Consider the following 24,807-nt stretch of genomic DNA (forward strand, 5'->3'; position numbering starts at 1 on the left):
GCGAAACAAAATTTGGAGCGGGAAACGAGACTCGAACTCGCGACCCCGACCTTGGCAAGGTCGTGCTCTACCAACTGAGCTATTCCCGCTTAGTCGTAGCGATGTAATTTCTTCACCGGTACGGGGAGCGGATTATACGGAGATTTACTCTCTGCGCAATCCTGTCGTCGTAAAATTTTGAATTTTTCTTTCCAACTGCTGATAAATACGCCAAAGAGGTGAATTTATCAGCAAATCGCCGTCTAAGCGCGGCGGGTATCCGGCAAAAAGAAAATTTAACGCCCCGCCTTCCCCTCATCACAGCTGGATAAAATGCTCACGGTAGTAGGAAAGTTCGGCTACGGATTCACGGATGTCATCCATTGCCTGGTGCGAGCCCTGCTTTTTAAAGCCCGGCAAGATTTCCGGCTTCCAGCGGCGCGCCAGCTCTTTCAACGTGCTGACGTCCAGGTACCGATAGTGGAAGTAGGCTTCCAGTTCCGGCATGTATTTAAACAGGAAGCGGCGATCCTGGCCAATGCTGTTTCCGCAGATCGGTGAGCTGTTGGCCGGTACCCACTCTTTGAGGAATTCAATAGTGGCCAGTTCGGCCGCGCGATCGTCATGCTGGCTGGCCTTCACGCGTTCAACCAGCCCGCTGTTGGTGTGCGTACGCACGTTCCAGTCATCCATCAGCGCCAGCTGCGCGTCGGACTGATGCACGGCAAAGACCGGCCCTTCAGCGAGAATATTCAGATTGGCATCGGTAACAAGCGTGGCGATCTCGATAATCCGATCCTGCTCCGGGTCCAGGCCCGTCATCTCAAGATCAATCCAAATCAGGTTATTAGCATTCGCGGTCATAGTGCATCTCACTGTGGTCAAAGCGGCATTGTCGTTAATTAGCGTGTATGATAGACGTTTTGCCCGCGTAGGGCGAAATATGCCTGATTCGTGTGAGGAACAGTGAGTAAAAACAAACTATCCAAAGGTCAACAACGTCGCGTAAGTGCTAACCACGATCGCCGCCTGAAGCAGCGTGCCGATAAGCCGGAACCGGATGACAGTCTGTTCGGCGAGGCGCGGGATGGCGTGGCGATCAGCCGGTTTGGTATGCACGTTGACGTGGAAGATGCGGATGGTTCGGTACACCGCTGTAATATTCGCCGTACCATCCGTTCGTTAGTGACCGGTGACCGCGTACTGTGGCGCCCGGGCGTGGAAGGTGGTGCAACGGTGAAAGGTATCGTTGAAGCGGTACACGAGCGAACCTCGGTCCTCACCCGCCCGGATTTCTACGATGGGGTGAAACCTATCGCCGCCAACATTAACCAGATTGTTATTGTCTCTGCGATTCTGCCCGAACTGTCGCTGAATATTATCGATCGCTACCTGGTTGCCAGCGAAACGCTGGACGTTGAGCCGCTGCTGGTGCTGAACAAAACCGATCTGCTGGATGAAGAAGGCCGCAAATTCGTTGATGAGCAAATGGACATCTATCGCCATATTGGCTATCGGGTGCTGATGGTCTCCAGCCATGAAAAACAGGGACTTGTCGAACTGGAAGAGGCGCTGACCGGGCGCGTCAGCATCTTTGCCGGCCAGTCCGGCGTCGGCAAATCGAGCCTGCTCAACGCCCTGCTCGGCCTGGATCTCGGCAGCAATGAGATCCTCACCAACGACGTTTCCGATGTTTCCGGTCTTGGCCAGCACACCACCACCGCCGCACGCCTTTATCACTTCCCACACGGCGGCGACGTGATTGACTCCCCGGGCGTCCGTGAATTTGGTTTATGGCATCTGGAACCGGAACAAATCACTCTGGGGTTTGTCGAATTCCGTAAGTATTTAGGCGGATGCCGGTTCCGTGACTGCAAGCATGATGCCGATCCGGGATGTGCTATCCGTGAAGCGGTAGATAATGGCGAAATCGACGAGTCACGTTTCGTCAACTACCACCATATTCTGGAAAGCATGTCTGAAGTACAGGCCAAAACCCGCCGCAACTTCAGCTCTGACAAAGATTAACAGTCTGTCTTTTAACATGTTAATTGATACAGCCCGTCTGAATTGGGCTGCAGCCCCTCAACTGACCGAGGGTGCCCGGTCAGGCATTAGCCTTAACCGCCGGACGCTGTTACAATCCGCCCCCATTTATTTTTCGCTGTCTGATTAAGCCAGGAGGCTCACGTGTTGGATCGTTTTAAACTCGGCCTGAATAATTTATTGCCTAAAAAGGCCCTGACTGAACTTGCGGGCTGGGGTGCCAGCAAACGCGGTGGATGGCTGACCAAAGCGGTCATCGACGTCTTTGTGTGGTTCTACAAAGTCGATATGAAAGAGGCGCAGAAGCCGGATACCGCCAGCTATCGCACCTTTAACGACTTTTTTGTCCGCCCGCTGCGCGATGATGCGCGCCCGCTGATTGCCGATCCCAACCTGCTGGTGCAGCCTGCCGATGGCGCCATCAGCCAGCTGGGCCACATTGACGGTGAGCAAATCTTCCAGGCCAAAGGCCACACTTACTCGCTGGAAGGCCTGCTGGCAGGCAATGAAAAGATGACGGAGATGTTCCGTAACGGCGAGTTTGTGACCACTTACCTGGCACCGCGCGACTACCATCGTGTGCATATGCCGTGCAACGGCATCCTGCGTGAGATGATCTATGTTCCCGGCGATCTCTATTCCGTAAACCCGCTGACCGCGCAGAACATCCCGAATCTCTTTGCCCGTAATGAGAGGGTCATCTGCCTGTTCGATACTGAATTTGGCCCGATGGCGCAAATTCTGGTTGGTGCCACGATCGTGGGCAGCATTGAAACCGTCTGGGCCGGTACCGTTACGCCACCGCGTGAAGGCGTGATCAAGCGCTGGAGCTTCCCGGGCGCGGATGCCGAAGGCTCCGTGGTACTGCTGAAAGGCCAGGAAATGGGCCGCTTCAAGCTCGGCTCTACGGTGATTAACCTGTTTGCCGAAGGCAAAGTAAAACTGGCTGAAAGCCTGGCAGCGGAAAGCAAAGTCCGCCTGGGCGAGACGCTGGCCATCGCACTGCAAAAAGACAGTGCGGAAGACGTTCTCCATCATCCATAGCGGATTGCCATGTCACGCCTGATTCTCACTATTTTGTTAGGCTGGAGTCTTCTCCAGCCGCTCTATGCCGCCAGCGCACCGGATGCCGCGCAAATCAAACAGGAACTTGAACAGGCGAAATCAGACAAAACCACTGCGAATCAGGCGGAAGTTGTCGATGCCCTGCAGTCCACCCTGAACTGGCTGGACGAACAAAAGTCCTCGCTGGAAAAAACGCAGGAATATCAGCAGATCATCGATGATTTTCCAAAGATTTCTCGCGAATTGCGCCAGCAGATCGCCAGTCTGACCGACAGCAATAAACAGCTGCGCAGCAATATGAGCGCGGCCGATCTCGATCAGGAGATCCTGCAGGTTAGCAGCCAGCTGCTGGAAGAAGGCCGCCTGTCGCAGCAGGAGCAGGATCGCGCCCGCGAAATCAGCGATTCCCTGTCCCAGCTGCCGCTGCAGCAAACCGACGCCCGTCGCAGCCTGAACGAGGTGGAACGCCGCCTGCAGGGTCAGCCAACCGCCACCACGCCTCTCGCTCAGGCGCAGCTGGCATCGCGCCAGGCGGAATCCGCCGCACAAAAGGCGCGGGTTGACGAACTGGAACTGGCGCAGCTGTCCGCGAACAACCGGCAGGAACTGGCGCGGATGCGGGCGGAAGTCCACCAGCTGAAAGCCAGCCAGTTGGATGCCTATTTGCAGGATCTGCGCAACCAGCTTAACGGCCTGCGCCAGCGCGAAGCGGAAATGGCGCTGGCACGCACGGAGCAGCTGGCCGAAAACAGCGGTGATATGCCAGAAGGCATCGCCGAGCAGTTTCGCGTTAACCGCGAGCTCTCCGCCGCACTGAATCAGCAGGCGCAGCGGATGGACCTGGTTGCCTCGCAGCAGCGTACGGCCGCCAACCAGACGATCCAGGTGCGCCAGGCGCTGAGCACGCTGCGCGAGCAGTCTCAGTGGCTGGGCATGTCCAACGTTCTCGGTGAAGCCCTTCGTGCCCAGGTTTCGCGCCTGCCCGATATGCCAAAACCGCAGCAGCTTGACAACGAAATGGCACAGCTGCGCGTGCAGCGACTGCACTACGAAGATCTGCTGGAGCGCCAGCAAACGCTGAAGCAGCTGCGCCAGGATGACAACAGTAATCTGACCAGCGAACAGCGCCGCATTCTGGATGCGCAGCTAAAAACCCAGCGCGAGCTGCTGACCTCGCTGCTTTCAGGCTGCGATAATCTGATCCTCGGCGTAACCAAGCTGAAGGTGGGCAACAGCCAGCTGGTCGATGCGCTGAATGAAGTGAAAGAGGCCACCCACCGCTACCTGTTCTGGACCGCTGACGTCAGCCCGATCGGCATCAGCTATCCGCTTGAGCTGGCGCGCGATCTGCAACGCCTGCTGTCGTTGGATACCCTGGGTCAGCTGGGCGGCGCGCTGGTGATGATGGTCACCAGCCGTGAAACGGTAATGCCGCTCCTGGGCGCGATTCTGCTGGTCGGTTTCAGTATCAGCTCGCGCCGTCACTTCCGTAACTTCCTCGAACGCGCGTCCAGCAAGGTTGGTAAAGTCACCCTCGATCACTTCAGCCTGACGCTGCGTACCGTGTTCTGGTCCATTCTGGTGGCCCTGCCGCTGCCGGTACTGTGGGCCGCGCTGGGCTATGGCTTGCAGCACGCCTGGCCTTATCCGATCGCAGTCGCCGTTGGCGATGGCGTCACCGCAAGCGTTCCGCTGCTGTGGGCGTTTATGATCAGCGCCACCTTCGCCCGCCCGCAGGGGCTGTTTATCATCCACTTCCGCTGGCCGCAAACCCGCGTGGCGCGCGCCATGCGCTTCTACACGCTGTGTATTGGCCTTGTCGTGCCGCTGATGATGGTGCTTATCGCCTTCGATAACCTCGAAGACCGCGAGTTCTCCGCCACGCTGGGTCGCCTGTGCTTTATTCTGATTTGCGGCGCGCTGAGCCTGGTGACCGTCAGCCTCAAGCGTGCCGGGATCCCGCTGCACCTGGATAAAGAGGGCAACGGCGAGAATTTCATTAATAACGTCCTGTGGAATGCGATGATTGCCATTCCGCTGATTGCCGCGCTGGCGTCGTGCATTGGCTATCTGGCAACGGCTCAGGCGCTGCTGGCCAGGCTGGAAACCTCGGTAGCAATCTGGTTCCTGCTACTGGTGATCTACCACATCATTCGCCGCTGGATGCTGATCCAACGACGTCGTATCGCCTTCGATCGCGCCCGTCATCGCCGTGCAGAGATCCTTGCCCAGCGCGCACGCGGGGAAGAAGACACCGCCGCACAGCAGAGCGCCGCCGACAGCATTGATGTGGAAGAGCCGGTGATCGATCTTGATGCCATCAGCGCCCAGTCTCTGCGGCTGGTGCGCTCGATTCTGACGCTGATTGCGCTGGTGTCGGTGATTGTGCTCTGGTCAGAAATTCATTCGGCATTTGGCTTCCTGGAAAATATTCGCCTGTGGGACGTCAACACCACGATTCAGGGCGTGGAAAGCCTGCAGCCGATCACACTCGGTTCGGTACTGATTGCCGTGCTGGTGCTAATTATTACCACCCAGCTGGTGCGCAATATGCCTGCCCTGCTTGAGCTGGCGCTGTTGCAGCACCTCGATCTGACGCCGGGGACCGGCTATGCCATCACCACCGTCACTAAGTACCTGCTGATTCTGGTCGGTGGACTGACCGGGTTCTCAATGATTGGCGTTGACTGGTCGAAACTACAGTGGCTGGTCGCCGCGCTGGGTGTGGGACTGGGCTTTGGTTTGCAGGAGATTTTCGCGAACTTTATCTCCGGCCTGATCATCCTGTTTGAGAAACCGATTCGTATCGGCGATACCGTTACTATTCGCGATCTCACCGGCAGCATAACGCGAATTAATACCCGCGCGACCACCATTACCGACTGGGACCGCAAAGAGATTATCGTGCCGAACAAGGCGTTTATCACCGAGCAGTTCGTGAACTGGTCGCTCTCCGACTCGGTCACGCGCGTGGTGCTGACCATCCCGGCAGCGGCCGAAGCCAACAGTGAAGAGGTGACCAACGTCCTGCTGCAGGCGGCCCATCGCTGTAGCTACGTGCTGGAAACGCCGCAGCCGGAAGCCTTCCTGGTTGATTTGCAGCAGGGGATCCAGCTTTTTGAACTGCGTATTCACGCCGCAGAGATGGGGCACCGCATGCCGCTGCGCCATGAGCTGCATCAGCTAATTCTGCGCGGCTATCAGGAACACGGGTTGGAGATGCCGTTCCCACCGTTCCAGGTGCGGATGGAAACCATCGGCCGTAAAACGCCGGCCAGCAACGGGGCGCCGGTGGCAAGAACGTATAAATCGGGTGGCTTATAAACTGCAACCGCGTCAGGCGTCAGCAGGTCGCTAATTTAGCTGCACTTCCGGTTTTTCAGATAGCGATATCGAGTGCGATAGATCCCGAAACGGGATCTATCGCTGAGAAGGGTTTATCAGCAGCGATCCACCGTAAAGGCAATCACGTCGCTCAGCTGCTCCGCCTTTAATGCCAGCATAATAATACGGTCGACGCCCAGCGCCACGCCGGAACACTCCGGTAAACCGTGCGCCAGCGCATCCAGCAGATTGTTATCGATCGGCTGCTCCGGCAAACCGGCCGCAGCACGCTTTTTATTATCCTGCATAAAACGCTGACGCTGCTCGCGACTGTCGGTCAGCTCGCGGAAGCCGTTTGCCAACTCAATCCCCTTGAAGTAAACCTCAAAGCGTTCCGCCACACGGTGATCTTCGGTACTGATCTCCGCCAGCGAGGCCTGAGTGGCCGGGAAGTGATAAACAAAGGCCGGGCGGTCTTTGCCAATTTCCGGCTCCACGCCGAGCATAAACAGCAGCTGTAGCAGCGTATCGCGATCCTCTTCGCGGTTTGCCAGATCGCCCGCACCAAGCTTTTCAGCCGCTTCCCGTAGTTGGGGCTTATCGGCAGAGAGCGGATCGATCTCCAGATGGCGGATGAACGCCTGCTGATAGGAGAGCGTTTCCGCCGGGGCACATTCCAGCACCTGCTGCAGCAGATCGTCCACCTCATTCATCAGGCGGTACATATCATAATGCGGGCGATACCACTCCAGCATGGTGAATTCGGGGTTATGGTGACGCCCCATCTCTTCGTTGCGGAAGCTGCGGCACAGCTGATAAATCGGCCCGCTGCCCGCCGCCAGCAGCCGCTTCATGTGGTATTCCGGGCTGGTCATCAGATAAAGATCGAGGCCTGCCGATGCGCCGGGTCCGACAAAACGCGTCTGGAACGGGAACAGGTGGACGTCGGTCACCGTGGCCTGGCTCATCGCCGGGGTTTCCACTTCCAGGACGCCACGATCGGCAAAGAAACGCCGGATTTCAGCCATGATCGCCGCTCGTTTTAATAAATTAGCGATGGATGCACTCGGCTGCCAGCTGGCCGTTTCGCTCATCTTTTCTACTCCAAAGTCAGTCAGGGCAAGAAGTCTACCTGTCCCTGGCGTAACACACAATTCTGCGCGGAATAAAACCGATCCTCACCGCCAGAAACCCTTTGTATGATTTTTCTACACTACCCGCCCAAATACCCGAACACATCAAGTTAGCACCTGTTCAGCCAACGTATACTGAGCACAGACTGGTGAAGAAACCTCGCCAACACTCTGAATAGTATATAAAAAACCCAGCAGGGAGGAACATGTGCAAATCCTGACTGTCGACATGGTCATTGTGGGTGCAGGGGGTGCAGGACTACGCGCCGCCATTGCTGCCGCAGAAGCGAACCCGAGGCTGAAGATAGCGCTGATCTCTAAGGTCTATCCGATGCGCAGCCATACCGTTGCCGCTGAGGGCGGTGCCGCCGCCGTCACCACCGCGCAGGACAGCTTCGACTCTCACTTTCACGATACGGTTGCCGGTGGAGACTGGCTCTGCGAACAGCCGGTGGTGGACTACTTTGTAGAACACTGTCCGCAGGAGATGGCGCAGCTGGAGCGCTGGGGATGCCCATGGAGCCGCCAGCCGGACGGCTCCGTCAGCGTACGACGGTTTGGCGGCATGAAGAACGAGCGCACCTGGTTCGCCGCCGACAAAACCGGCTTCCATATGCTGCACACGCTGTTCCAGACCTCGCTGCAGTACCCGCAAATCCAGCGGCTGGATGAATATTTTGTCCTCGACCTGCTGGTTGATGACGGCGTCGCCAGCGGCCTGGTCGCGCTCAGTATGATGGAAGGCACGCTGGTTGAGGTTCGCGCCCGCTCGGTGATCCTCGCCACCGGCGGCGCGGGTCGCGTTTATCGCTACAACACCAACGGCGGTATCGTTACCGGCGACGGCATGGCGATGGCCTTCCGTCACGGCGTGCCACTGCGCGATATGGAGTTTGTGCAGTATCACCCGACCGGCCTACCGGGATCAGGGATCCTGATGACCGAAGGCTGCCGCGGTGAAGGCGGCATTCTGGTGAATAAAGACGGCTATCGCTATCTACAGGATTACGGTATGGGGCCAGAAACGCCGGTCGGCCAGCCGAAAAACAAATATATGGAGCTGGGCCCGCGCGACAAAGTCTCTCAGGCGTTCTGGCACGAGTGGCGCAAGGGCAACACCATTGCCACCGCACGTGGGGACGTGGTGCATCTGGATTTACGCCACCTCGGCGCGAAAAAGCTGCATGAACGCCTGCCGTTTATCTGCGAACTCAGCAAAGCCTACGTCGGCGTCGATCCGGTCAGTGCGCCGATCCCCGTACGCCCTACCGCTCACTACACCATGGGCGGTATCGAAACCAACGTCCATTGTGAAACCCGCATCAAAGGGCTGTTTGCCGTCGGAGAATGTTCTTCCGTCGGCCTGCACGGAGCCAACCGCCTGGGTTCAAATTCGCTGGCGGAGCTGGTGGTGTTTGGCCGCCTTGCCGGAGAGCAGGCCGCACAGCGCTGCGCGCAGCCGCATCCGATCTCCTACAACGTTATCAGCGCGCAAAGCAGCGATATCAAACGTCGCCTGCATGCGCTGACCCACCAGTCGGGCGGTGAAAATCTGTCGGTGCTGCGTGATGAGATGGGCATGGCGATGGAAGAAGGCTGCGGTATCTATCGCACCCCGGAACTGATGCAGAAAACCATCGATAAGCTGGCCGAACTGAAGCAGCGGGTCGAAAACGTGGCGATAACCGATAGCTCCAGCGTTTTCAACACGCAGCTGCTGTACACCATCGAGCTGAAGCACGGTCTGGATGTTGCGGAATGCATGGCGCATTCGGCGATCCAGCGTAAAGAGTCTCGCGGCGCGCATCAGCGGCTGGATGAGGGTTGTACGGAGCGCGACGATGAAAAATACCTACAGCACAGCCTGACGTTCTTTAATTCACAGGCCGCCCCCACCGTCAGTTGGGATCCGGTCACCATTACCCATCTGCCACCGGCACAGCGCGTGTACGGTGCCGCATCGGAGGATAACCGCCCCAAGGAGCCCGTAAATGAGTGATAACGCCCTGCGTAAAATCGATATTCTGCGTTACAACCCGGAAAGCGACCGGCTGCCGCGCCATGAAATCTTCAGCGTGCCCTGGGATGAACAAACGTCGCTGCTGGATGCACTGGGCTACATCAAGGATAACCTCGCCTTCGATCTGTCCTACCGCTGGTCCTGCCGCATGGCCATCTGCGGTTCCTGCGGCATGATGGTTAACGGCGTGCCCAAACTCGCCTGTAAAATTTTCCTGCGCGACTACCCGCAGGGAATGAAGGTAGAGCCGCTGGCCAATTTCCCCATCGAACGCGATCTGATTGTGGATATGACCCACTTTATCGAAAGCCTGGAGGCGATCAAGCCGTGGATCATCGGCAATCCGGGGGATGCTGCTCAGGGCCCCGGACGCCAGACGCCTGCGCAGATGGCGAAGTACCATCAGTTTTCCGGCTGTATTAACTGCGGTTTATGCTACGCCGCCTGCCCGCAGTTCGGGCTTAACCCGGAGTTTATCGGCCCTGCGGCCATCACCCTCGCCCATCGTTACAACCTGGACAGTCGGGATCGCGGTAAAGCACAGCGCATGCCGCAGCTCAACGGGGAAAACGGCGTATGGAGCTGCACCTTCGTCGGCTTCTGTTCCGAAGTTTGCCCGAAACACGTCGATCCGGCGGCCGCTATCCAGCAGGGGAAAATCGAGAGCAGTCGGGACTTCATGATCGCCACGCTGAAACCTCATTAAGGGAGACCGATATGACGACAAAACGCAATCCTTACTGCCGCCCGATGGAGTCCGGCTGGTGGCGATCGCTGCCGTTTTACCGCTTCTATATGCTGCGGGAAAGCACGGCAATACCGGCGCTGTGGTTCAGTCTGGAGCTGATCTTCGGCCTGTTTGCGCTTAAACACGGTGCGGAAAGCTGGGCGGGTTATGTGGCATTCTTACAACATCCCGTGACGCTGTTGCTCAACGTGCTGGCGCTAATCGCCGCGCTGCTGCACAGCAAGACCTGGTTCGATCTGGCGCCCAAGGCATCGATAATTATCGTTAAAGGGGAAAAGCTGCCGCCGGAGCCGCTGATTAAAGGGTTATGGATCATCATGATCGTGCTCAGCGCTGTGGTATTGGCCGCCGCGCTGTGGGCGTAAGGAGCCTGAATGAAAGCATTACCGCAACGTTCTGACGAACCGATTTTCTGGGGATTATTTGGTGCCGGGGGCATGTGGACAGCGATGTTCAGTCCGGCACTGATTCTGCTCGTCGGCCTGCTGTTGCCGCTGGGCTGGTCACCGGAAGAGGCCTTCAGCTACACGCGAATTATGGCCTTTGCGGCCTCTTTCCCCGGCCGCATTATCCTGCTGCTGGCCATCGTCCTGCCGCTGTGGTGCAGCCTGCATCGTCTTCATCACGGACTGCACGATCTGAAGCTGCATATTCCCGGCAGTAAATGGCTGTGCTACGGGCTGGCGGCGATATTAAGTGTGGTGGCTTTGATTGGTGTTATTACGCTATAGCAGCCGGATAGAAAGGTTTCAACGAGCGAAGAGAGCATCAGAACGGATTGTCAGGCCAGCGCCATGCACCGGCCTGACAAGCTGATTACTGGGTACTTTTTTGAATTGCCTTACCGCCCGCCTCAACGTCTTCACCCACGCCACGCGTGGTGTTACAGGCTGTCAGAACGGAAGAGAGAACCAGAACAGAAAGAATGGCTAAAATACTTTTCTTCATGGCAATTTCCTTTTAATCATTGATAAAGAACAGCGCTTTAAGCATAGCCGTAATTTATTCAATTGCTCTGAAGGCAATGATAAAAAGGAAAAGAGTGCGGACAGGGGCCCGGTGAACCGAACCCCTGTTAATTCAGGCTTACTTTACGCGTGAAACGTATTCGCCAGAACGGGTATCAACTTTAATCACTTCGCCAATCTGTACGAACAGAGGCACTTTCACTACTGCGCCGGTGCTCAGCGTGGCTGGCTTGCCGCCGGTACCTGCGGTATCACCCTTCAGGCCTGGATCGGTATCGGTAATTTCCAGCTCAACGAAGTTCGGTGGCAGAACCTGGATTGGTTTGCCATTCCACAGCGTCACGATACACTCTGCATTGTCCAGCAGCCATTTAGCCGCATCGCCAACGGTCTTCTCTTCAACAGGGTGCTGTTCGAAGGTTTCCGGGTGCATGAAGTGGTAGAACTCACCGTCGTTGTACAGGTAGTTCAGGTTAGTATCGACAACGTCAGCGCCTTCAGCAGAGTCGGTAGACTTGAAGGTTTTCTCTACGCGAGTACCGGTCAGCAGGCGACGCATTTTTACGCGTGCGAAAGCCTGGCCTTTACCTGGTTTAACAAACTCGCTGGCTTCGACGGCATAAGGTTCGCCTTCGAAGATGATTTTAAGACCGGGACGGAAATCGTTGCTAGAATAAGTCGCCATAAAGGCCCTCTACAATTTTATTACTGGTACTAAGCCAAAAAAATGGCACACATTGTAACCCTAAATACCCCTGCACGAGAAGATTGGTTGCATCAACTTGCCGATGTAATCACCGATCCCGATGAATTACTGCAACTTTTAGCGTTGCAGAATGACCCTGAACTCGCTTCAGGCCATGGAGCACGCCGACTTTTCGCACTGCGAGTGCCGCGGGCGTTTGCTGCGCGCATGCGCAGGGGCGATCCGCAGGATCCCCTGTTACTGCAGGTGATCACCTCGCAGCAGGAGTTTGTTGATGCGCCAGGTTACAGTACCGATCCGCTGGATGAGCAGAGCAGCGTGGTGCCGGGTCTGTTACATAAATATCGAAATCGCGCGCTTTTGCTGGTTAAAGGCGGCTGCGCCGTCAACTGCCGGTACTGCTTCCGCCGTCATTTCCCCTACGAAGATAATCAGGGCAATAAGCGCAACTGGCAGCAGGCGCTCGAGTATATCCGACAGCAGCCAGAACTGGATGAGATTATTTTCTCCGGCGGCGATCCTTTGATGGCAAAAGATCACGAACTGGACTGGCTGATCGGCGAACTGGAACGCATTCCGCATATTAAGCGCCTGCGTATTCACAGCCGCCTGCCGGTAGTGATCCCACGACGCATTACCGAGGCGCTGTGTCAGCGGCTGGCGCAGTCACGTTTGCAGACGCTGCTGGTGACCCATATTAACCACGCCCAGGAGATTGACGACGATCTGCGTCACGGAATGCGCATGCTGAAACGTGCTGGGGTGACCTTGCTGAATCAGAGCGTGCTGCTGCGCGGCGTGAACGACAATGCTCCAGCGCTGGCCGCACTGAGCAATGCCCTGTTCGATGCCGGTATTTTGCCGTATTACTTGCACGTGCTGGATAAGGTTCAGGGCGCGGCGCATTTCTACGTCGACGATGACCGGGCGCGCGCTATCGTGCGTGAGCTACTGGGAATGGTGTCGGGCTATATGGTGCCAAAGCTGGCACGTGAAATTGGCGGCGAGCCGAGCAAAACTCCGCTCGATTTACAACTGCGGCAGCAGTGATAGCCGCGATTTCTGCCGTTAACAAAAAGGGTGACCTCGAGGTCACCCTTTTTCAATCCAATTCGAAACTTATTTCAACGAAATTACGGGCACTTATATACCTGGCCACTCATTTTGCTGTCCAGCGGCGCAAAGCTGGACCAGATATTCTGCGTTGGGCTGGTCGCACCATAAATCACGTTGCCGCCCATTTCCGCTGCACGATTACGCAGGTCGTTTGCCGCGCCGCGCAGGGAGCTGCCTTCGCCGCCGGAACCGGAGAACCAGTTACTCTGTGAGCCGGTAATGTTACCCAGTAGCTGGCAGGTGCTGGCCGGCTGCTGATCGGTAAAAGTGACGCGCTCCCCAGCAGAACTCAGCGTGTTAGATGAGCTACAGCCTGCCAATAACAGCGCAAGCGCCGAGAATCCCAGTACGTGAATACGCATGCTTTTCCTCAAAATTGTAAAAAATTATACGACCTTATTTATACTCTTTTCACTGGCAAAAGAACAACCTCCGTTGAGGCCTTTGTTGGCATTTTTGGTAGGTTTTACCCTAAAATAAATCTGAAACCATGAAAATAATATATTCAAAATCCAACGCCGACATTTAAATAAAGCATCAAAATAACAAATCAATAAAACCATGAAAATAAAACAAACAGCACTTTTAGACAAAATTTAGATAGCTAAACAGATACGATTGTCGTGCTAAATTTTTACGTTCATAAATAATACCAGCCTTCCCTATTTATGCTCAGGGTAGCCAACAGGAAAGTGCCTGCACTCAAATAATGGACTATGCATGAAAAATATAAAGTATCCGCTTTCATACTCCGTGATGATGATACTGCTGGCATTGAGTTCAAGCCAGACATTCGCTTCATCTCAATACACTATTAAGCTACAGGGTCAAATCATTCCAAGCTCGTGTGATATTTCGATGGATCAGGCGGGCAGCATCATATTAACGCCTTCAAACATAGCTAGAGAAAGTGCTAACAAAAACAGCATACAGCTTCCGTCTAAAAACCTGGGATTTATGATTCGCTGTCAGGGAGCGACCTCATTTGCTTTCCGGGCAAGAGATATTGCACCTAATGCTGGCAATGTTCAGCTTGCGGGCGAACAGCAACGTGACATCTTCAGTCTCGGTCTGACTAATAGCGGACAGTCAATAGGGGGCTATCTGGCCTTTATCGACCCGGAACGCTCCCTGATGGACGGGAAGCGTATTCCTGATGTCCTGATTTCCAGTAACGAAGGTGTTTCCTGGCGAACCGGGCAATATAAGCTGTCCCCCTCTGGTGAAAACATCTACTCCTGGGGAAATCAGTCAACGCCCGGAAGCGCTCGGCAGGTTAATATCAACATTTTATTGAAGCCTTTCATTTTCAATCTTAACCAGGCCGATGCTGTAAAAATTGACGGAATGACAACATTTGAAATTGTCTATCTTTAAGTTATAAAAAAACTAAAGCATCACCTAAATGACTATTGCTTCCAGAAATTGACTGATATGTAGCCCAGACAATGCCTTTAATTTTCACTTTTATGATTTTTAAATGCGATATTTAATTCTATACCAAGACTGTTAATATCAATAAGGAACTCTGTTCCTGGTTTTTAAGTAATAGTGTTTCACAAAAATGGATACTCTCCTCTCTAAGTTTGAGATGAGGGTTCATGATAAACCCCATAAAGGACTATATTAATGAACTTGACAAAAACAGCACTAAGCCTCTCTTTATTAGCCATCATGGCAACATCCGGCATGGCCAACGCAAAAAACTCGCAGTTCACCCTGAAAGTTGAAGGCACCATCGTCCCCGCTTCATGTGATATTGGCAACGGTGCCAGTGCAAAAACAGTACTGCTGGGCAAACTGCAGGCAGACAAACTGAATGTTGATTCCGAAACACTGCTACCTAGCCGTACAGTATCCATTGATATTCAGTGTGCCGGGCTCACCGCAGTCGGCATCCAGCCTACTGATGTTGCTGAGAAAGCGGGTCAGGTTAATTACATGGGTGTTAAAGCACCTGATGCTTTCAGCCTTGGGGCCACCGCTGACGGTACCGTTATTGGCGGTTATATGGTGAAACTGAACTCCGGTGAAACAAAAGTTGATAATCAAGGCATCACCAGCTTTATCAGCGCACCTGTAGGCTCAGGCATCTGGCATAACGTTGACAGTTCACAAGCGATCTCAAGCAATGGACAGAACATGTACTCATGGGCAATGGGCAGCGATGCGACTGCACCTGCTATGGGTAAATATCATTCCATCAAGCTGGAAATCTCTCCATTTATTGCCCCTGCTTCGACGCTAAAAACCACTGAAAATATTGATATCAAGGGCGAAGCGACATACGACCTGGTTTATCTGTAATTACCCCGTCTTTATTTTCGCTTTAATATCGGAGTGTTACGATCTGTAGCACTCCGTTCTATTTTCAGAGGTACTATGCACCCGCGTTCCATTAACCTTACTTTGCTGACTCTGGCATGTTTTATGTGGGCAAACACATCTAGCGCCACGATGAAACCGGAAACACCCATGCTGTTCATTATGGAGAAAGACGGGGGCGGCAGCATCAACGTAACGAATACTGACGACCAGACCGAGTTATTGTATGTCAAAATTCATGAAATGAAAGATGACCCCGAGCCTAAGCTGTATGTCACTCAGCCCGTCATGCGCCTCGAATCTGGAAAAACACAGCTAGTGCGTTTTATTCTCAACAGCGACCATCCGTTACAGGAAGAACACTTAAAACGTGTCACGTTCGAAGGTATTCGTCCGAAAACGCATGATAATGAAAACAGAATTGACGTCAACATCCGCCAGAATATCCCGGTCATTATTCATCCGAAGGGATTAGCCATGAATGATGAACCCTGGAAAGCACTAGTGTGGAACGTCAAGAACAATACGCTGACCGTGAACAATCCCAGCCCTTATGTGGTCCGGCTCTCGCAGCAGGTTACTCTGCTGCCTCAGGATAAAAAAGCGTTGTTATCGAAGACATATATTCTGCCACAGCAAACACTTTCTTTAGTCGTGAACAACGCCGTACAGCTCTCTTCTATACAAAAAGTCAGCATCGAAACCGTGTCTAAATATGGTTTCGAAACCGGGAAGATTGAAATGCCCGTGACACATTAATTTTAGCGATAAAAGGATAATTATCGCCTGCCGATAAAATGACAAGGGATAATGCATAAGACACTTTTTTTGCTGCCCATCAGTCTGTTTTTTTTGGCAGCAAACTGTAATGCCACCGCTGAAAAAGAAAAATCGACCGTTCAATCCTCTGCACAGGGTTCAACTGAAGACTGGGACCTGGAAACATTAAAACGCCACGGCCTGGCTGCGGATGTCATGGAAAACCTGGATCGGCTGGGTAAGATCCCCGCCGGGACAAACGTGGTTGATATTAGCCTAAACGGCGATTTTATGGGCTCATTTCAGTTAAGGGTCACGCCCCAGGGCGTGATCTGCTTTACTCCTGAAATTTTAGAAGAAATGGGCCTGCCCTTTCCCGATACGGCGCGTTCTGACGGCTGTTATGACTGGGCAAATAGTGATAATCAAATCAGCCTGGCCTGGCAGCAGGAAACCCAGTCGCTGAGTATTGTTGTGCCCGCTGCATGGCGAGTGAACCGCCGCCAGGAAGGCGAGACTGGGGGAACAGCACTTGGCATCAACTATAACTATTTCTCCAGCCTGAATATCTCCCGCGAACAGCGCAACGGCTACAGCTGGCTGACGCTTGATAGCAGCCTCAACGTCCATAACTGGATGCTTCACAGCCAACAAAATTTTCAGCAGGACGATGAGGGGCTGACGACGACGGTGAACTCCACTTATCTGGAGCACTATCTCAGCAAATTAAATAAGACATTTGAAATTGGGGAAATCACGGTACATAACACCCTCTTCGCACTGGACACGATAAAAGGCGTGCAGCTGTCGCCGGATTACATCTTGTCAGAGGATAATGACGGAGGAAACGGCGTTGTGGTTGAGGGAAGCGCCAATACGCCTCAGGCTCGGGTTGAAGTACGTCAGTACGACCAGTTGGTTTACACGACATTAGTTCCGGCGGGCCCTTTCAGCCTGGATAATATACCTGTTCAAAATCTCAATGCTCCCCTCAACGTCACGGTGGTCGAAACCCATGGTGCCAGCCAGCAATTTGTGGTTCCTGTCACACAGCTCAGACGTTTTACGCGTGGTACCCCTCCCGGATATAGCCTGGCAGTAGGTAAAATTCAGAATGTGCCGGACGGCCGCGGTGTTCCCGCCATTCTGACACTCAACCAAAACTGGCAGCCGGGGGCATGGTGGTCATTACGTAATGGCGCATTACTCAGCGAGCGATATCATTCTGTCGCTCTGGCGCTGGATGGGGTACCGCCCATCCTTGCCGGCAAGGCTTCCTTTTCACTTCAAGCGATAGCAGAGCAGAACAGCTACCATCACAGCAACGGTTTACAGTTGCTGCTGTCGGGCAATCACAACCTGACGAGAAACGTTTCACTCTCCGCCGGACTCAGTAAAAACAGCCCAACATTTGTTACGCTCAATGAGGCGATGCTGGGATCTGCGGAACAAAAGAACCACCAGAATACTGAACTGAGCCTTTCCATTAACTGGTCCCCGCAGTGGCTGGGGTCGTTGTCTCTTAGCCACAGTCGAACACGTAGCTATCAGAACGCCCGCCTGTGGCGCTATACCATGCTGAACTGGAACCGTCGCATTGGCCAGAATTTGCGCCTGTCACTGAGCGCTTCAACGGGCAGCGGCGGAAAACAGAAAAACAAAAATATCATGCTGAACGTTAACTGGTCGATGGGTGAGAAACATTTCCGCCACTACTACCGTTCGTACAATCATCGTGAGGTTGTCGGCAGTGAAATAAATGGGCACCTGTCTGACAGCAGCGATTACAACCTGTCCGTTGAGCAAGATAACAGCGATCGTACGCGTTCCGTTCAGGCCGCCCTTAATAGCGATATGCGTTATACACGCCTGAGTTTGTCCGCCCAGCGAGATAATCGCCATTTCAGTAATTACACACTTGGTGTTCAGGGCGCGGTGGCCCTTTACCCTTATGGTGTTGGCTTCAGCAATAATCTTCTGTCGGACACTTACGGCGTTTTAGCGCTCAATAAACCTCTGGCGGGAGTTCCCATCATCACGTCAGGTGGCACGGCGTGGACCGATTGGCGCGGCAAAGCCATACTGCCTTATATTCCCCCCTGGCAGGACAGTTCACTGAATATTGATGTCGATAAATTGCCGAAAAACATTGACGTTATTAATGGTCACCGTACGCTGCATCTGGCCCGCGGCACGTTTAAAAAAGTCCAGATGACCTTGCTTACCGGCATCCGGTTACTGATCACCGCCAGGCTGGCGGACGGCAGGCTATTACCAAAAGGCAGTACTTTATGGGAAGAGGATCGTATCGTGGCGGAAGCCGTGGACGAGGGCGTGATATTTCTTAGTAATGCAGCTAACAAGGCCAATTTAAACGTAAAAATTGCCCACTCAACTGAGCAATGCACTCTGAGTTATCAGCTCAGCGATGAGCAAGATGACGACAAAATGCTGTATAAAAAGATTGAGGTGACCTGCCAATAAAAAACGCCCCGTCAGAGATAGCCCTGACGAGGCGTTTTGTGGGATGCGCTGCAGGTTCGCAGCGCAGGGGGGATTACATCATTCCGCCCATACCACCCATGCCGCCCATGCCGCCAGCACCTAAATCAGGCGCATCGCCTTTAGGCAGGTCGGTCACCATGCACTCGGTGGTGATCATCAGACCAGCAACGGATGCCGCGTACTGCAGAGCAGAACGAGTCACTTTAGTTGGGTCCAGGATACCGAAGTCGATCATGTCGCCGTATTCTTCAGTCTGTGCGTTGTAGCCGTAGTTGCCTTCACCCGCTTTCACGTTGTTGGTCACTACAGATGGCTCTTCACCGGCGTTGGCAACGATCTGACGCAGTGGAGACTCCATTGCGCGCAGCGCAACTTTGATACCCACGTTCTGGTCTTCGTTCTGGCCACGCAGGTCAAGCAGCTTAGAAGCCACGCGAACCAGCGCCACACCACCACCAGCAACCACGCCTTCTTCTACCGCAGCACGGGTCGCGTGCAGGGCATCTTCAACGCGTGCTTTCTTCTCTTTCATTTCAACTTCAGTTGCTGCGCCTACTTTCAGAACGGCTACGCCGCCTGCCAGTTTCGCTACGCGCTCCTGCAGTTTTTCACGATCGTAATCAGAAGTCGCTTCTTCAATCTGCTGACGGATCTGAGCAACACGGCCAGAAATCGCCGCTTCGTCACCGGTACCATCGATGATGGTGCTGGTGTCTTTGTTGATCACAACGCGCTTAGCCTGACCCAGATCTTCCAGGGTGGCTTTTTCCAGTTCCATACCGATCTCTTCAGAGATCACGGTACCACCGGTTAGCACAGCGATATCCTGCAGCATGGCTTTACGACGGTCGCCGAAGCCTGGTGCTTTAACCGCAGCCACTTTCACGATGCCGCGCATGGTGTTCACAACCAGCGTTGCCAGCGCTTCGCCTTCAACATCTTCCGCCACGATCAGCAGTGGTTTACCGGCTTTCGCTACGGCTTCCAGTACTGGCAGCAGTTCACGGATGTTAGAGATTTTTTTGTCAGCCAGCAGGATGAATGGAGATTCCAGCTCGATGGCGCCAGTTTCTGGCTTGTTGATGAAGTAAGGGGACAGGTAGCCACGGTCGAACTGCATACCTTCAACCACGTCCAGCTCGTCCTGCAGGCCGGTGCCTTCTTCAACGGTGATAACGCCTTCTTTGCCCACTTTTTCCATCGCCTGAGCGATCAGTTCGCCCACGGTTTCGTCGGAGTTAGCAGAGATGGTACCAACCTGAGCGATAGCTTTAGAGTCGGAGCAAGGAACGGACAGTTTTTTCAGCTCTTCAACGGCTGCAACAACGGCTTTATCGATGCCGCGCTTCAGATCCATTGGGTTCATGCCAGCTGCAACTGCACGCAGGCCTTCGGTGATGATGGACTGAGCCAGTACGGTTGCAGTGGTGGTACCGTCGCCCGCAGCATCGTTAGCTTTAGAAGCGACTTCTTTCACCATCTGAGCGCCCATGTTCTCGAACTTGTCTTCCAGTTCGATTTCACGCGCAACGGACACGCCGTCTTTGGTGATGGTCGGTGCACCAAAAGATTTATCCAGAACCACGTTACGGCCTTTCGGGCCCAGGGTAACTTTTACTGCATCTGCCAGTACGTTCACACCGCGCAGCATTTTTACGCGAGCGTCATTACCGAATTTTACGTCTTTAGCTGCCATTTTCTAATTTCCCTTAAATTCTTTAGGTTCAGTGAGTTTGGCGTTAATTACGCTTCAACAATCGCCAGAATGTCGTTTTCAGAGATGATCAGAACTTCTTCGTTGTCGATCTTCTCGGTTTTTGCGCCGTAGCCTTCGTTGAAAATCACCACGTCACCAACTTTCACATCCAGCGGCTTCACTTCGCCACTTTCCAGGATACGACCGTTACCTACAGCCAGTACTTCGCCACGGGTTGATTTGCCCGCTGCGGAACCGGTCAGCACGATGCCGCCTGCAGATTTAGATTCAACTTCTTTACGCTTAACAATCACACGGTCGTGCAGTGGACGAATTTTCATTGATAGCTCTCCTTTGAGAAGTCCAATCAGTCTTTTGGGATGAATGCCGGGCTTCGCTCGAAGCTGGCCTCGTGACGGAAGAGATAAGGACGAACCCTGCCCCTTTCAAGGGCTGGAAATTATTTTTTTTACATATGTCGCCATTTGCGTGGTTTTTAAGCAATCGGCAGCAAAAAAAACGGCGCGACCATCAGGTCCGCGCCGCCGGGAATCGTGACGTTCAGGGCTTAACGCCGATCGTCGCGATCGTCATGTTCGATAAGATTGTTCTCTTTGCGTTCATATTCACCATCAACGGTGAATCCGCTGTTGCCGTTGGCTCGGCCACCGCCCCAGACGCGCAGATGCGGCATCAGTTTCAGCGTCAGATGCTTCTGCACCGGAGGCAGCAGCAGTAACAGACCGACAAAGTCGGTGAAGAAGCCGGGGATCAGCAGCAGGAAGCCCGCCAGGATCAGCGAAACGCTTTTGACCATTTCGGCAGCCGGGCTCTCGCCCGCGTTAAGCTTCTGCTGCATTAGCATAAAGTTTTTCATCCCCTGGTTTTTAACCAGCGAGATGCCGATACAGGAGGTAAAAATCACCAGCAGCATGGTGAGTAAGACCCCAAGGACGTGGGCAACCTGAATAAAGAGTGAAATCTCAATCCAGACCAGCACGAAGATGACTAAGAACGGTAACCAACGCACCGTATTCTCCTCTGTAGTGGCCACCCCGCTGGAGGCGGAGCGGCAGAAAATGGCGATCCTGAGGACCGATATTATAGAAGATGGGAGCGGCCTGGCCCGTTTTCAACCATAAATGTGGAATTTCATCCCTCCGCATCTTTTGCCGGAACGATCACATATTATTGAAGATGTTTGAAATGGCACGCACTTTAAGTGATCTGGATTCCGTCTTTTTGCTGGCAACAGAATATGATCGTGCCTGAGCGGTCACGAACGGATAAAATACGGCTCAGGGCGTTTAACGCCACGATAATCCCCGGTGACCTGATTCCGAGCTGGTTATTGTTGCTGACATACGTTGTACACGGACAGTACGCAGGATCGACTCCGTGCTGACGAAACGTTCAGTACCTGTTGCCAGAGAAGGCAGGCGCTTAAATTGTGTAGATTTCCCGGCAGTTCTAACAAGAAGGTTCTCATGGCTAATAACATTCGTATCGAAGAAGACCTGTTAGGTATACGTGAAGTTCCGGCGGATGCTTACTACGGTGTTCATACTCTGCGTGCGATTGAAAACTTCTACATCAGTAACAGTAAAATCAGCGATATACCCGAATTTGTTCGCGGCATGGTGATGGTGAAAAAAGCCGCCGCACTGGCCAATAAAGAGCTGCAAACTATCCCCCGCAACGTCGCCAATGCCATCGTCAGCGCCTGTGATGAAGTGCTGAACAACGGCAAGTGCATGGATCAGTTCCCGATCGACGTGTATCAGGGCGGCGCGGGCACCTCGGTGAACATGAACACCAATGAGGTGCTGGCGAACATTGGCCTTGAGCTGATGGGCCACCAGAAAGGCGAGTATCAGTACCTGAATCCGAACGATCACGTGAACAAATGTCAGTCCACCAACGATGCCTACCCAACCGGCTTCCGCATCGCGGTGTACAGCTCGATCCTCAAACTACTTGATGCCATTGCCCAGCTGAGCGAAGGTTTTCAGCGCAAAGCGGTTGAGTTCCAGACTATCCTGAAAATGGGCCGTACCCAGCTGCAGGACGCGGTACCGATGACCCTCGGCCAGGAATTCCATGCCTTTAACGTACTGCTGAATGAAGAGATCAAAAGCATTCTGCGCACCGGCGAGCTGCTGCTGGAGGTGAACCTGGGCGCCACGGCGATCGGTACCCGACTGAATACGCCGGACGGCTATCAGCAGCTGGCGGTGCAGAAACTGGCCGAAGTCAGCGGCCTGCCGTGCGTTCCTGCCGAGGACCTGATTGAAGCGACCTCCGACTGCGGTGCCTACGTGATGGTGCACAGCTCGCTGAAGCGCCTGGCGGTGAAGCTGTCGAAAATCTGTAACGATCTGCGCCTGCTCTCTTCCGGCCCGCGCGCCGGCCTGAATGAAATCAACCTGCCGGAGCTGCAGGCGGGTTCTTCCATCATGCCAGCCAAGGTGAACCCGGTGGTGCCGGAAGTGGTCAATCAGGTCTGCTTCAAGGTGATTGGCAACGATATTACCGTCACCATGGCGTCCGAAGCGGGCCAGCTACAGCTCAACGTGATGGAGCCGGTGATTGGCCAGGCGCTGTTTGAATCGGTGCATATTCTGACCAACGCCTGCTACAACCTGCTGGAAAAATGCGTCGACGGCATCACCGCCAACAAAGCGGTATGCGAAGCCTACGTATTCAATTCCATCGGCATCGTCACCTACCTCAACCCGTATATCGGCCACCACAACGGCGATATCGTCGGTAAGATCTGTGCCGAAACCGGTAAGAGCGTGCGTGAAGTCGTGCTGGAGCGCGGTCTGCTGACCGAAAGCGAGCTGGATGACATTTTCTCCACCCAGAACCTGATGTTCCCGGTCTATAAAGCAAAACGCTACACTGATGATAACTAAAAATAAGCGATTTACCCGATAGCCCTTTTAAGGCACGTCAGTTCAGCGAACGACGTGCCTTTTTACTTTTCACGGTCTACAAATCATTAACAACTTATTATCAGTAATTTAAGGAGCACATGATGTTGCTACCCGAGCTTGTCGTTGTCCTGCTGGCCATTTACCTCGGTGCCCGGCTGGGCGGGATCGGTATTGGTTTTGCCGGTGGTTTAGGCGTGCTGGTGCTGACCCTGGGGTTCCAGATAAAACCCGGTGCCATTCCTTTTGACGTGATTGAAATCATCATGGGGGTGATTGCTGCGATTGCCGCGATGCAGATCGCCGGCGGGATGGATTACCTGGTCAACCTGGCCGAGCGCCTGCTGCGTAAGCACCCGCGCTATATCACCTTTCTGGCACCGCTGGTCACCTACGGCATGACGCTGCTGGCGGGCACCGGACATACCGCGTTTTCCACCCTGCCGGTGATTGCCGAGGTAGCGAAGGAGCAGGGCGTGCGCCCTTCCCGCCCGCTGTCGATCGCCGTAGTCGCCTCGCAGATTGCCATTACCGCCTCCCCTATCTCCGCCGCCGTGGTGTTTCTGGCCGCGCTGCTGGAACCGAAAGGCGTCAGCTACCTTGGGCTGCTGGCGGTGGCGATCCCCTCAACGATGGCCGCGATTTTTATCGCCGCGCTGGTGACCAACTTCCTCGGTAAGGAGCTGAAAGACGATCCGGTTTACCAGGCGCGCCTGGCGAAGGGCGAGGTTTCGCTGCGCGGTGCCAGTCAGTTCGAAGAGAAACCCGGGGCGAAGCTGTCCGTACTGCTGTTTTTAGTCGGCATCGTGGCGGTGGTGTTCTACGCCACGGCCATCAGCGACGCCGTTGGTCTGATCCAGAATCCGGTACTGCCGCGCAACGAAGCGATTGTGGTGTTTATGCTGACCGTCGCCACGCTGATCTGCCTGACCTGCAAGGTGGATACCGGTGAGATCCTCAGCGCCAGCACCTTTAAATCCGGTATGAGCGCCTGCGTCTGCGTGATGGGCGTTGCCTGGCTGGGGGACACCTTTGTCAAAGCGCACATAGGCGAAATTCAGACCGTCGCCGGCGATCTGCTGGACAGCTATCCGTGGATGCTGGCGATCGTGCTGTTCTTCGCCTCCACACTGCTTTATTCCCAGGCGGCGACCACCAAAGCATTGATGCCCGCCGCACTGCTGCTCGGTGTTTCACCGGTGACAGCGGTGGCCTCCTTCGCGGCGGTGTCGGCGCTGTTTGTGCTGCCGACCTACCCAACGCTGCTAGCCGCCGTTGAGATGGACGATACCGGCTCCACGCGCATCGGCCGCTTCGTCTTCAACCACTCCTTCCTGATCCCCGGAACGCTGGCGATTATGCTCTCCGTCGCGTTTGGCTTCCTGATTGGGCATTTAGTGCTGTAGTTCAGCCTGTCTCGGGCCGTTCGCCACAGCGTGCGGCCCTTATCCCCCGTCGACACCATCCCGATAAAAGCCATC

The 24,807-nt window shown here is 54.3% G+C and carries 22 protein-coding genes and 1 tRNA gene; 14 read left to right on the forward strand and 9 right to left on the reverse strand.

The features are described 5' to 3' along the window. Window positions 1-13: 13 nt before the first annotated feature. Window positions 14-89, reverse strand: a tRNA-Gly gene (locus tag EC836_RS07550). Between the two features lie 208 nt (window positions 90-297). Further along, complete coding sequence (orn, locus tag EC836_RS07555) at window positions 298-843, reverse strand: oligoribonuclease (RefSeq protein ID WP_123331671.1); 546 nt, start codon at window positions 841-843, stop codon at window positions 298-300. A 102-nt stretch (window positions 844-945) separates the two neighbouring features. Between orn and rsgA the strand changes: the two genes are divergently transcribed. The 3 genes from rsgA (at window position 946) to mscM (ending at window position 6,414) form a co-directional block, all read left to right on the forward strand. Next, window positions 946-2,007, forward strand: coding sequence for a small ribosomal subunit biogenesis GTPase RsgA (gene rsgA, locus EC836_RS07560; RefSeq protein WP_123331673.1), 1,062 nt, complete (start codon window positions 946-948; stop codon window positions 2,005-2,007). Between the two features lie 162 nt (window positions 2,008-2,169). Beyond that, complete coding sequence (asd, locus tag EC836_RS07565; RefSeq protein ID WP_123331675.1) at window positions 2,170-3,069, forward strand: archaetidylserine decarboxylase; 900 nt, start codon at window positions 2,170-2,172, stop codon at window positions 3,067-3,069. A 9-nt stretch (window positions 3,070-3,078) separates the two neighbouring features. Then, on the forward strand, window positions 3,079-6,414 hold the full coding sequence (gene mscM, locus EC836_RS07570) for a miniconductance mechanosensitive channel MscM (RefSeq protein ID WP_123331677.1): 3,336 nt from the start codon (window positions 3,079-3,081) through the stop codon (window positions 6,412-6,414). A 116-nt stretch (window positions 6,415-6,530) separates the two neighbouring features. Here mscM and epmA read toward each other — a convergent pair whose 3' ends face one another. Further along, window positions 6,531-7,508, reverse strand: coding sequence for an elongation factor P--(R)-beta-lysine ligase (gene epmA / locus EC836_RS07575; protein WP_123331679.1), 978 nt, complete (start codon window positions 7,506-7,508; stop codon window positions 6,531-6,533). 268 nt (window positions 7,509-7,776) lie between these two features. On the opposite strand from epmA, the gene frdA reads away from it, so the two are divergent. From frdA to frdD, 4 genes are read left to right on the forward strand one after another with little or no spacing between them, the layout of a single operon-like run. Further along, a complete protein-coding gene (frdA, locus tag EC836_RS07580; protein ID WP_233599210.1) occupies window positions 7,777-9,546 on the forward strand; it encodes a fumarate reductase (quinol) flavoprotein subunit in 1,770 nt (589 codons plus the stop codon). Beyond that, window positions 9,539-10,273, forward strand: a complete 735-nt coding sequence (locus tag EC836_RS07585; protein ID WP_123331684.1) for a succinate dehydrogenase/fumarate reductase iron-sulfur subunit — start codon at window positions 9,539-9,541, stop codon at window positions 10,271-10,273. Before frdA ends, EC836_RS07585 begins: the two co-directional genes overlap by 8 nt. Window positions 10,274-10,284: 11 nt before the next feature. Next, complete coding sequence (gene frdC, locus EC836_RS07590) at window positions 10,285-10,680, forward strand: fumarate reductase subunit FrdC (RefSeq protein ID WP_123331686.1); 396 nt, start codon at window positions 10,285-10,287, stop codon at window positions 10,678-10,680. Between the two features lie 9 nt (window positions 10,681-10,689). After that, a complete protein-coding gene (frdD, locus tag EC836_RS07595) occupies window positions 10,690-11,046 on the forward strand; it encodes a fumarate reductase subunit FrdD (protein WP_123331688.1) in 357 nt (118 codons plus the stop codon). Window positions 11,047-11,131: 85 nt separating this feature from the next. Here the strand turns inward: frdD and EC836_RS07600 are convergent, their stop codons facing one another. After that, window positions 11,132-11,263: an entericidin A/B family lipoprotein gene (locus EC836_RS07600; RefSeq protein WP_105592104.1), complete on the reverse strand. Its 132-nt coding sequence runs from the start codon at window positions 11,261-11,263 to the stop codon at window positions 11,132-11,134. Between the two features lie 138 nt (window positions 11,264-11,401). Then, complete coding sequence (gene efp, locus EC836_RS07605) at window positions 11,402-11,968, reverse strand: elongation factor P (protein WP_123331690.1); 567 nt, start codon at window positions 11,966-11,968, stop codon at window positions 11,402-11,404. A gap of 42 nt (window positions 11,969-12,010) precedes the next feature. Between efp and epmB the strand changes: the two genes are divergently transcribed. Further along, a complete protein-coding gene (gene epmB, locus EC836_RS07610; RefSeq protein WP_123331692.1) occupies window positions 12,011-13,039 on the forward strand; it encodes an EF-P beta-lysylation protein EpmB in 1,029 nt (342 codons plus the stop codon). Between the two features lie 83 nt (window positions 13,040-13,122). On the opposite strand, the gene EC836_RS07615 is transcribed toward epmB, so the two are convergent. Further along, window positions 13,123-13,467, reverse strand: a complete 345-nt coding sequence (locus EC836_RS07615) for a DUF4156 domain-containing protein (protein WP_123331694.1) — start codon at window positions 13,465-13,467, stop codon at window positions 13,123-13,125. 358 nt (window positions 13,468-13,825) lie between these two features. On the opposite strand from EC836_RS07615, the gene EC836_RS07620 reads away from it, so the two are divergent. The 4 genes from EC836_RS07620 to EC836_RS07635 all read left to right on the forward strand — a co-directional run bounded on the left by EC836_RS07620 (window position 13,826) and on the right by EC836_RS07635 (window position 18,673). After that, window positions 13,826-14,482, forward strand: coding sequence for a hypothetical protein (locus EC836_RS07620; RefSeq protein WP_123331695.1), 657 nt, complete (start codon window positions 13,826-13,828; stop codon window positions 14,480-14,482). 252 nt (window positions 14,483-14,734) lie between these two features. Then, window positions 14,735-15,412: a DUF1120 domain-containing protein gene (locus tag EC836_RS07625; RefSeq protein ID WP_123331697.1), complete on the forward strand. Its 678-nt coding sequence runs from the start codon at window positions 14,735-14,737 to the stop codon at window positions 15,410-15,412. A gap of 75 nt (window positions 15,413-15,487) precedes the next feature. After that, the gene (locus tag EC836_RS07630; RefSeq protein ID WP_123331699.1) at window positions 15,488-16,189 is read left to right on the forward strand and encodes a fimbria/pilus chaperone family protein; all 702 of its coding nucleotides are present in this window, start codon (window positions 15,488-15,490) and stop codon (window positions 16,187-16,189) included. A gap of 51 nt (window positions 16,190-16,240) precedes the next feature. Continuing rightward, entirely contained in the window at window positions 16,241-18,673 is a 2,433-nt protein-coding gene (locus EC836_RS07635) for a fimbria/pilus outer membrane usher protein (protein ID WP_123331702.1), read from the forward strand. A gap of 73 nt (window positions 18,674-18,746) precedes the next feature. Here EC836_RS07635 and groL read toward each other — a convergent pair whose 3' ends face one another. The 3 genes from groL to EC836_RS07650 all read right to left on the reverse strand — a co-directional run bounded on the left by groL (window position 18,747) and on the right by EC836_RS07650 (window position 21,420). Continuing rightward, the gene (gene groL / locus EC836_RS07640; protein WP_123331704.1) at window positions 18,747-20,390 is read right to left on the reverse strand and encodes a chaperonin GroEL; all 1,644 of its coding nucleotides are present in this window, start codon (window positions 20,388-20,390) and stop codon (window positions 18,747-18,749) included. A 47-nt stretch (window positions 20,391-20,437) separates the two neighbouring features. Then, window positions 20,438-20,731: a co-chaperone GroES gene (locus EC836_RS07645; RefSeq protein ID WP_105592113.1), complete on the reverse strand. Its 294-nt coding sequence runs from the start codon at window positions 20,729-20,731 to the stop codon at window positions 20,438-20,440. 227 nt (window positions 20,732-20,958) lie between these two features. Next, entirely contained in the window at window positions 20,959-21,420 is a 462-nt protein-coding gene (locus EC836_RS07650) for an FxsA family protein (RefSeq protein WP_123331706.1), read from the reverse strand. Between the two features lie 457 nt (window positions 21,421-21,877). On the opposite strand from EC836_RS07650, the gene aspA reads away from it, so the two are divergent. Beyond that, window positions 21,878-23,308: an aspartate ammonia-lyase gene (gene aspA, locus EC836_RS07655; protein ID WP_123331708.1), complete on the forward strand. Its 1,431-nt coding sequence runs from the start codon at window positions 21,878-21,880 to the stop codon at window positions 23,306-23,308. A gap of 122 nt (window positions 23,309-23,430) precedes the next feature. After that, window positions 23,431-24,732 carry an anaerobic C4-dicarboxylate transporter gene (locus tag EC836_RS07660; protein WP_123331710.1) on the forward strand — a complete coding sequence of 434 codons (1,302 nt, stop codon included), beginning with the start codon at window positions 23,431-23,433 and terminating at the stop codon, window positions 24,730-24,732. The last annotated feature ends 75 nt before the right edge of the window (window positions 24,733-24,807 follow it).

Origin of the sequence: Erwinia sp. JUb26, from assembly GCF_003751505.1 — a bacterium.
GTDB lineage: Bacteria > Pseudomonadota > Gammaproteobacteria > Enterobacterales > Enterobacteriaceae > Erwinia.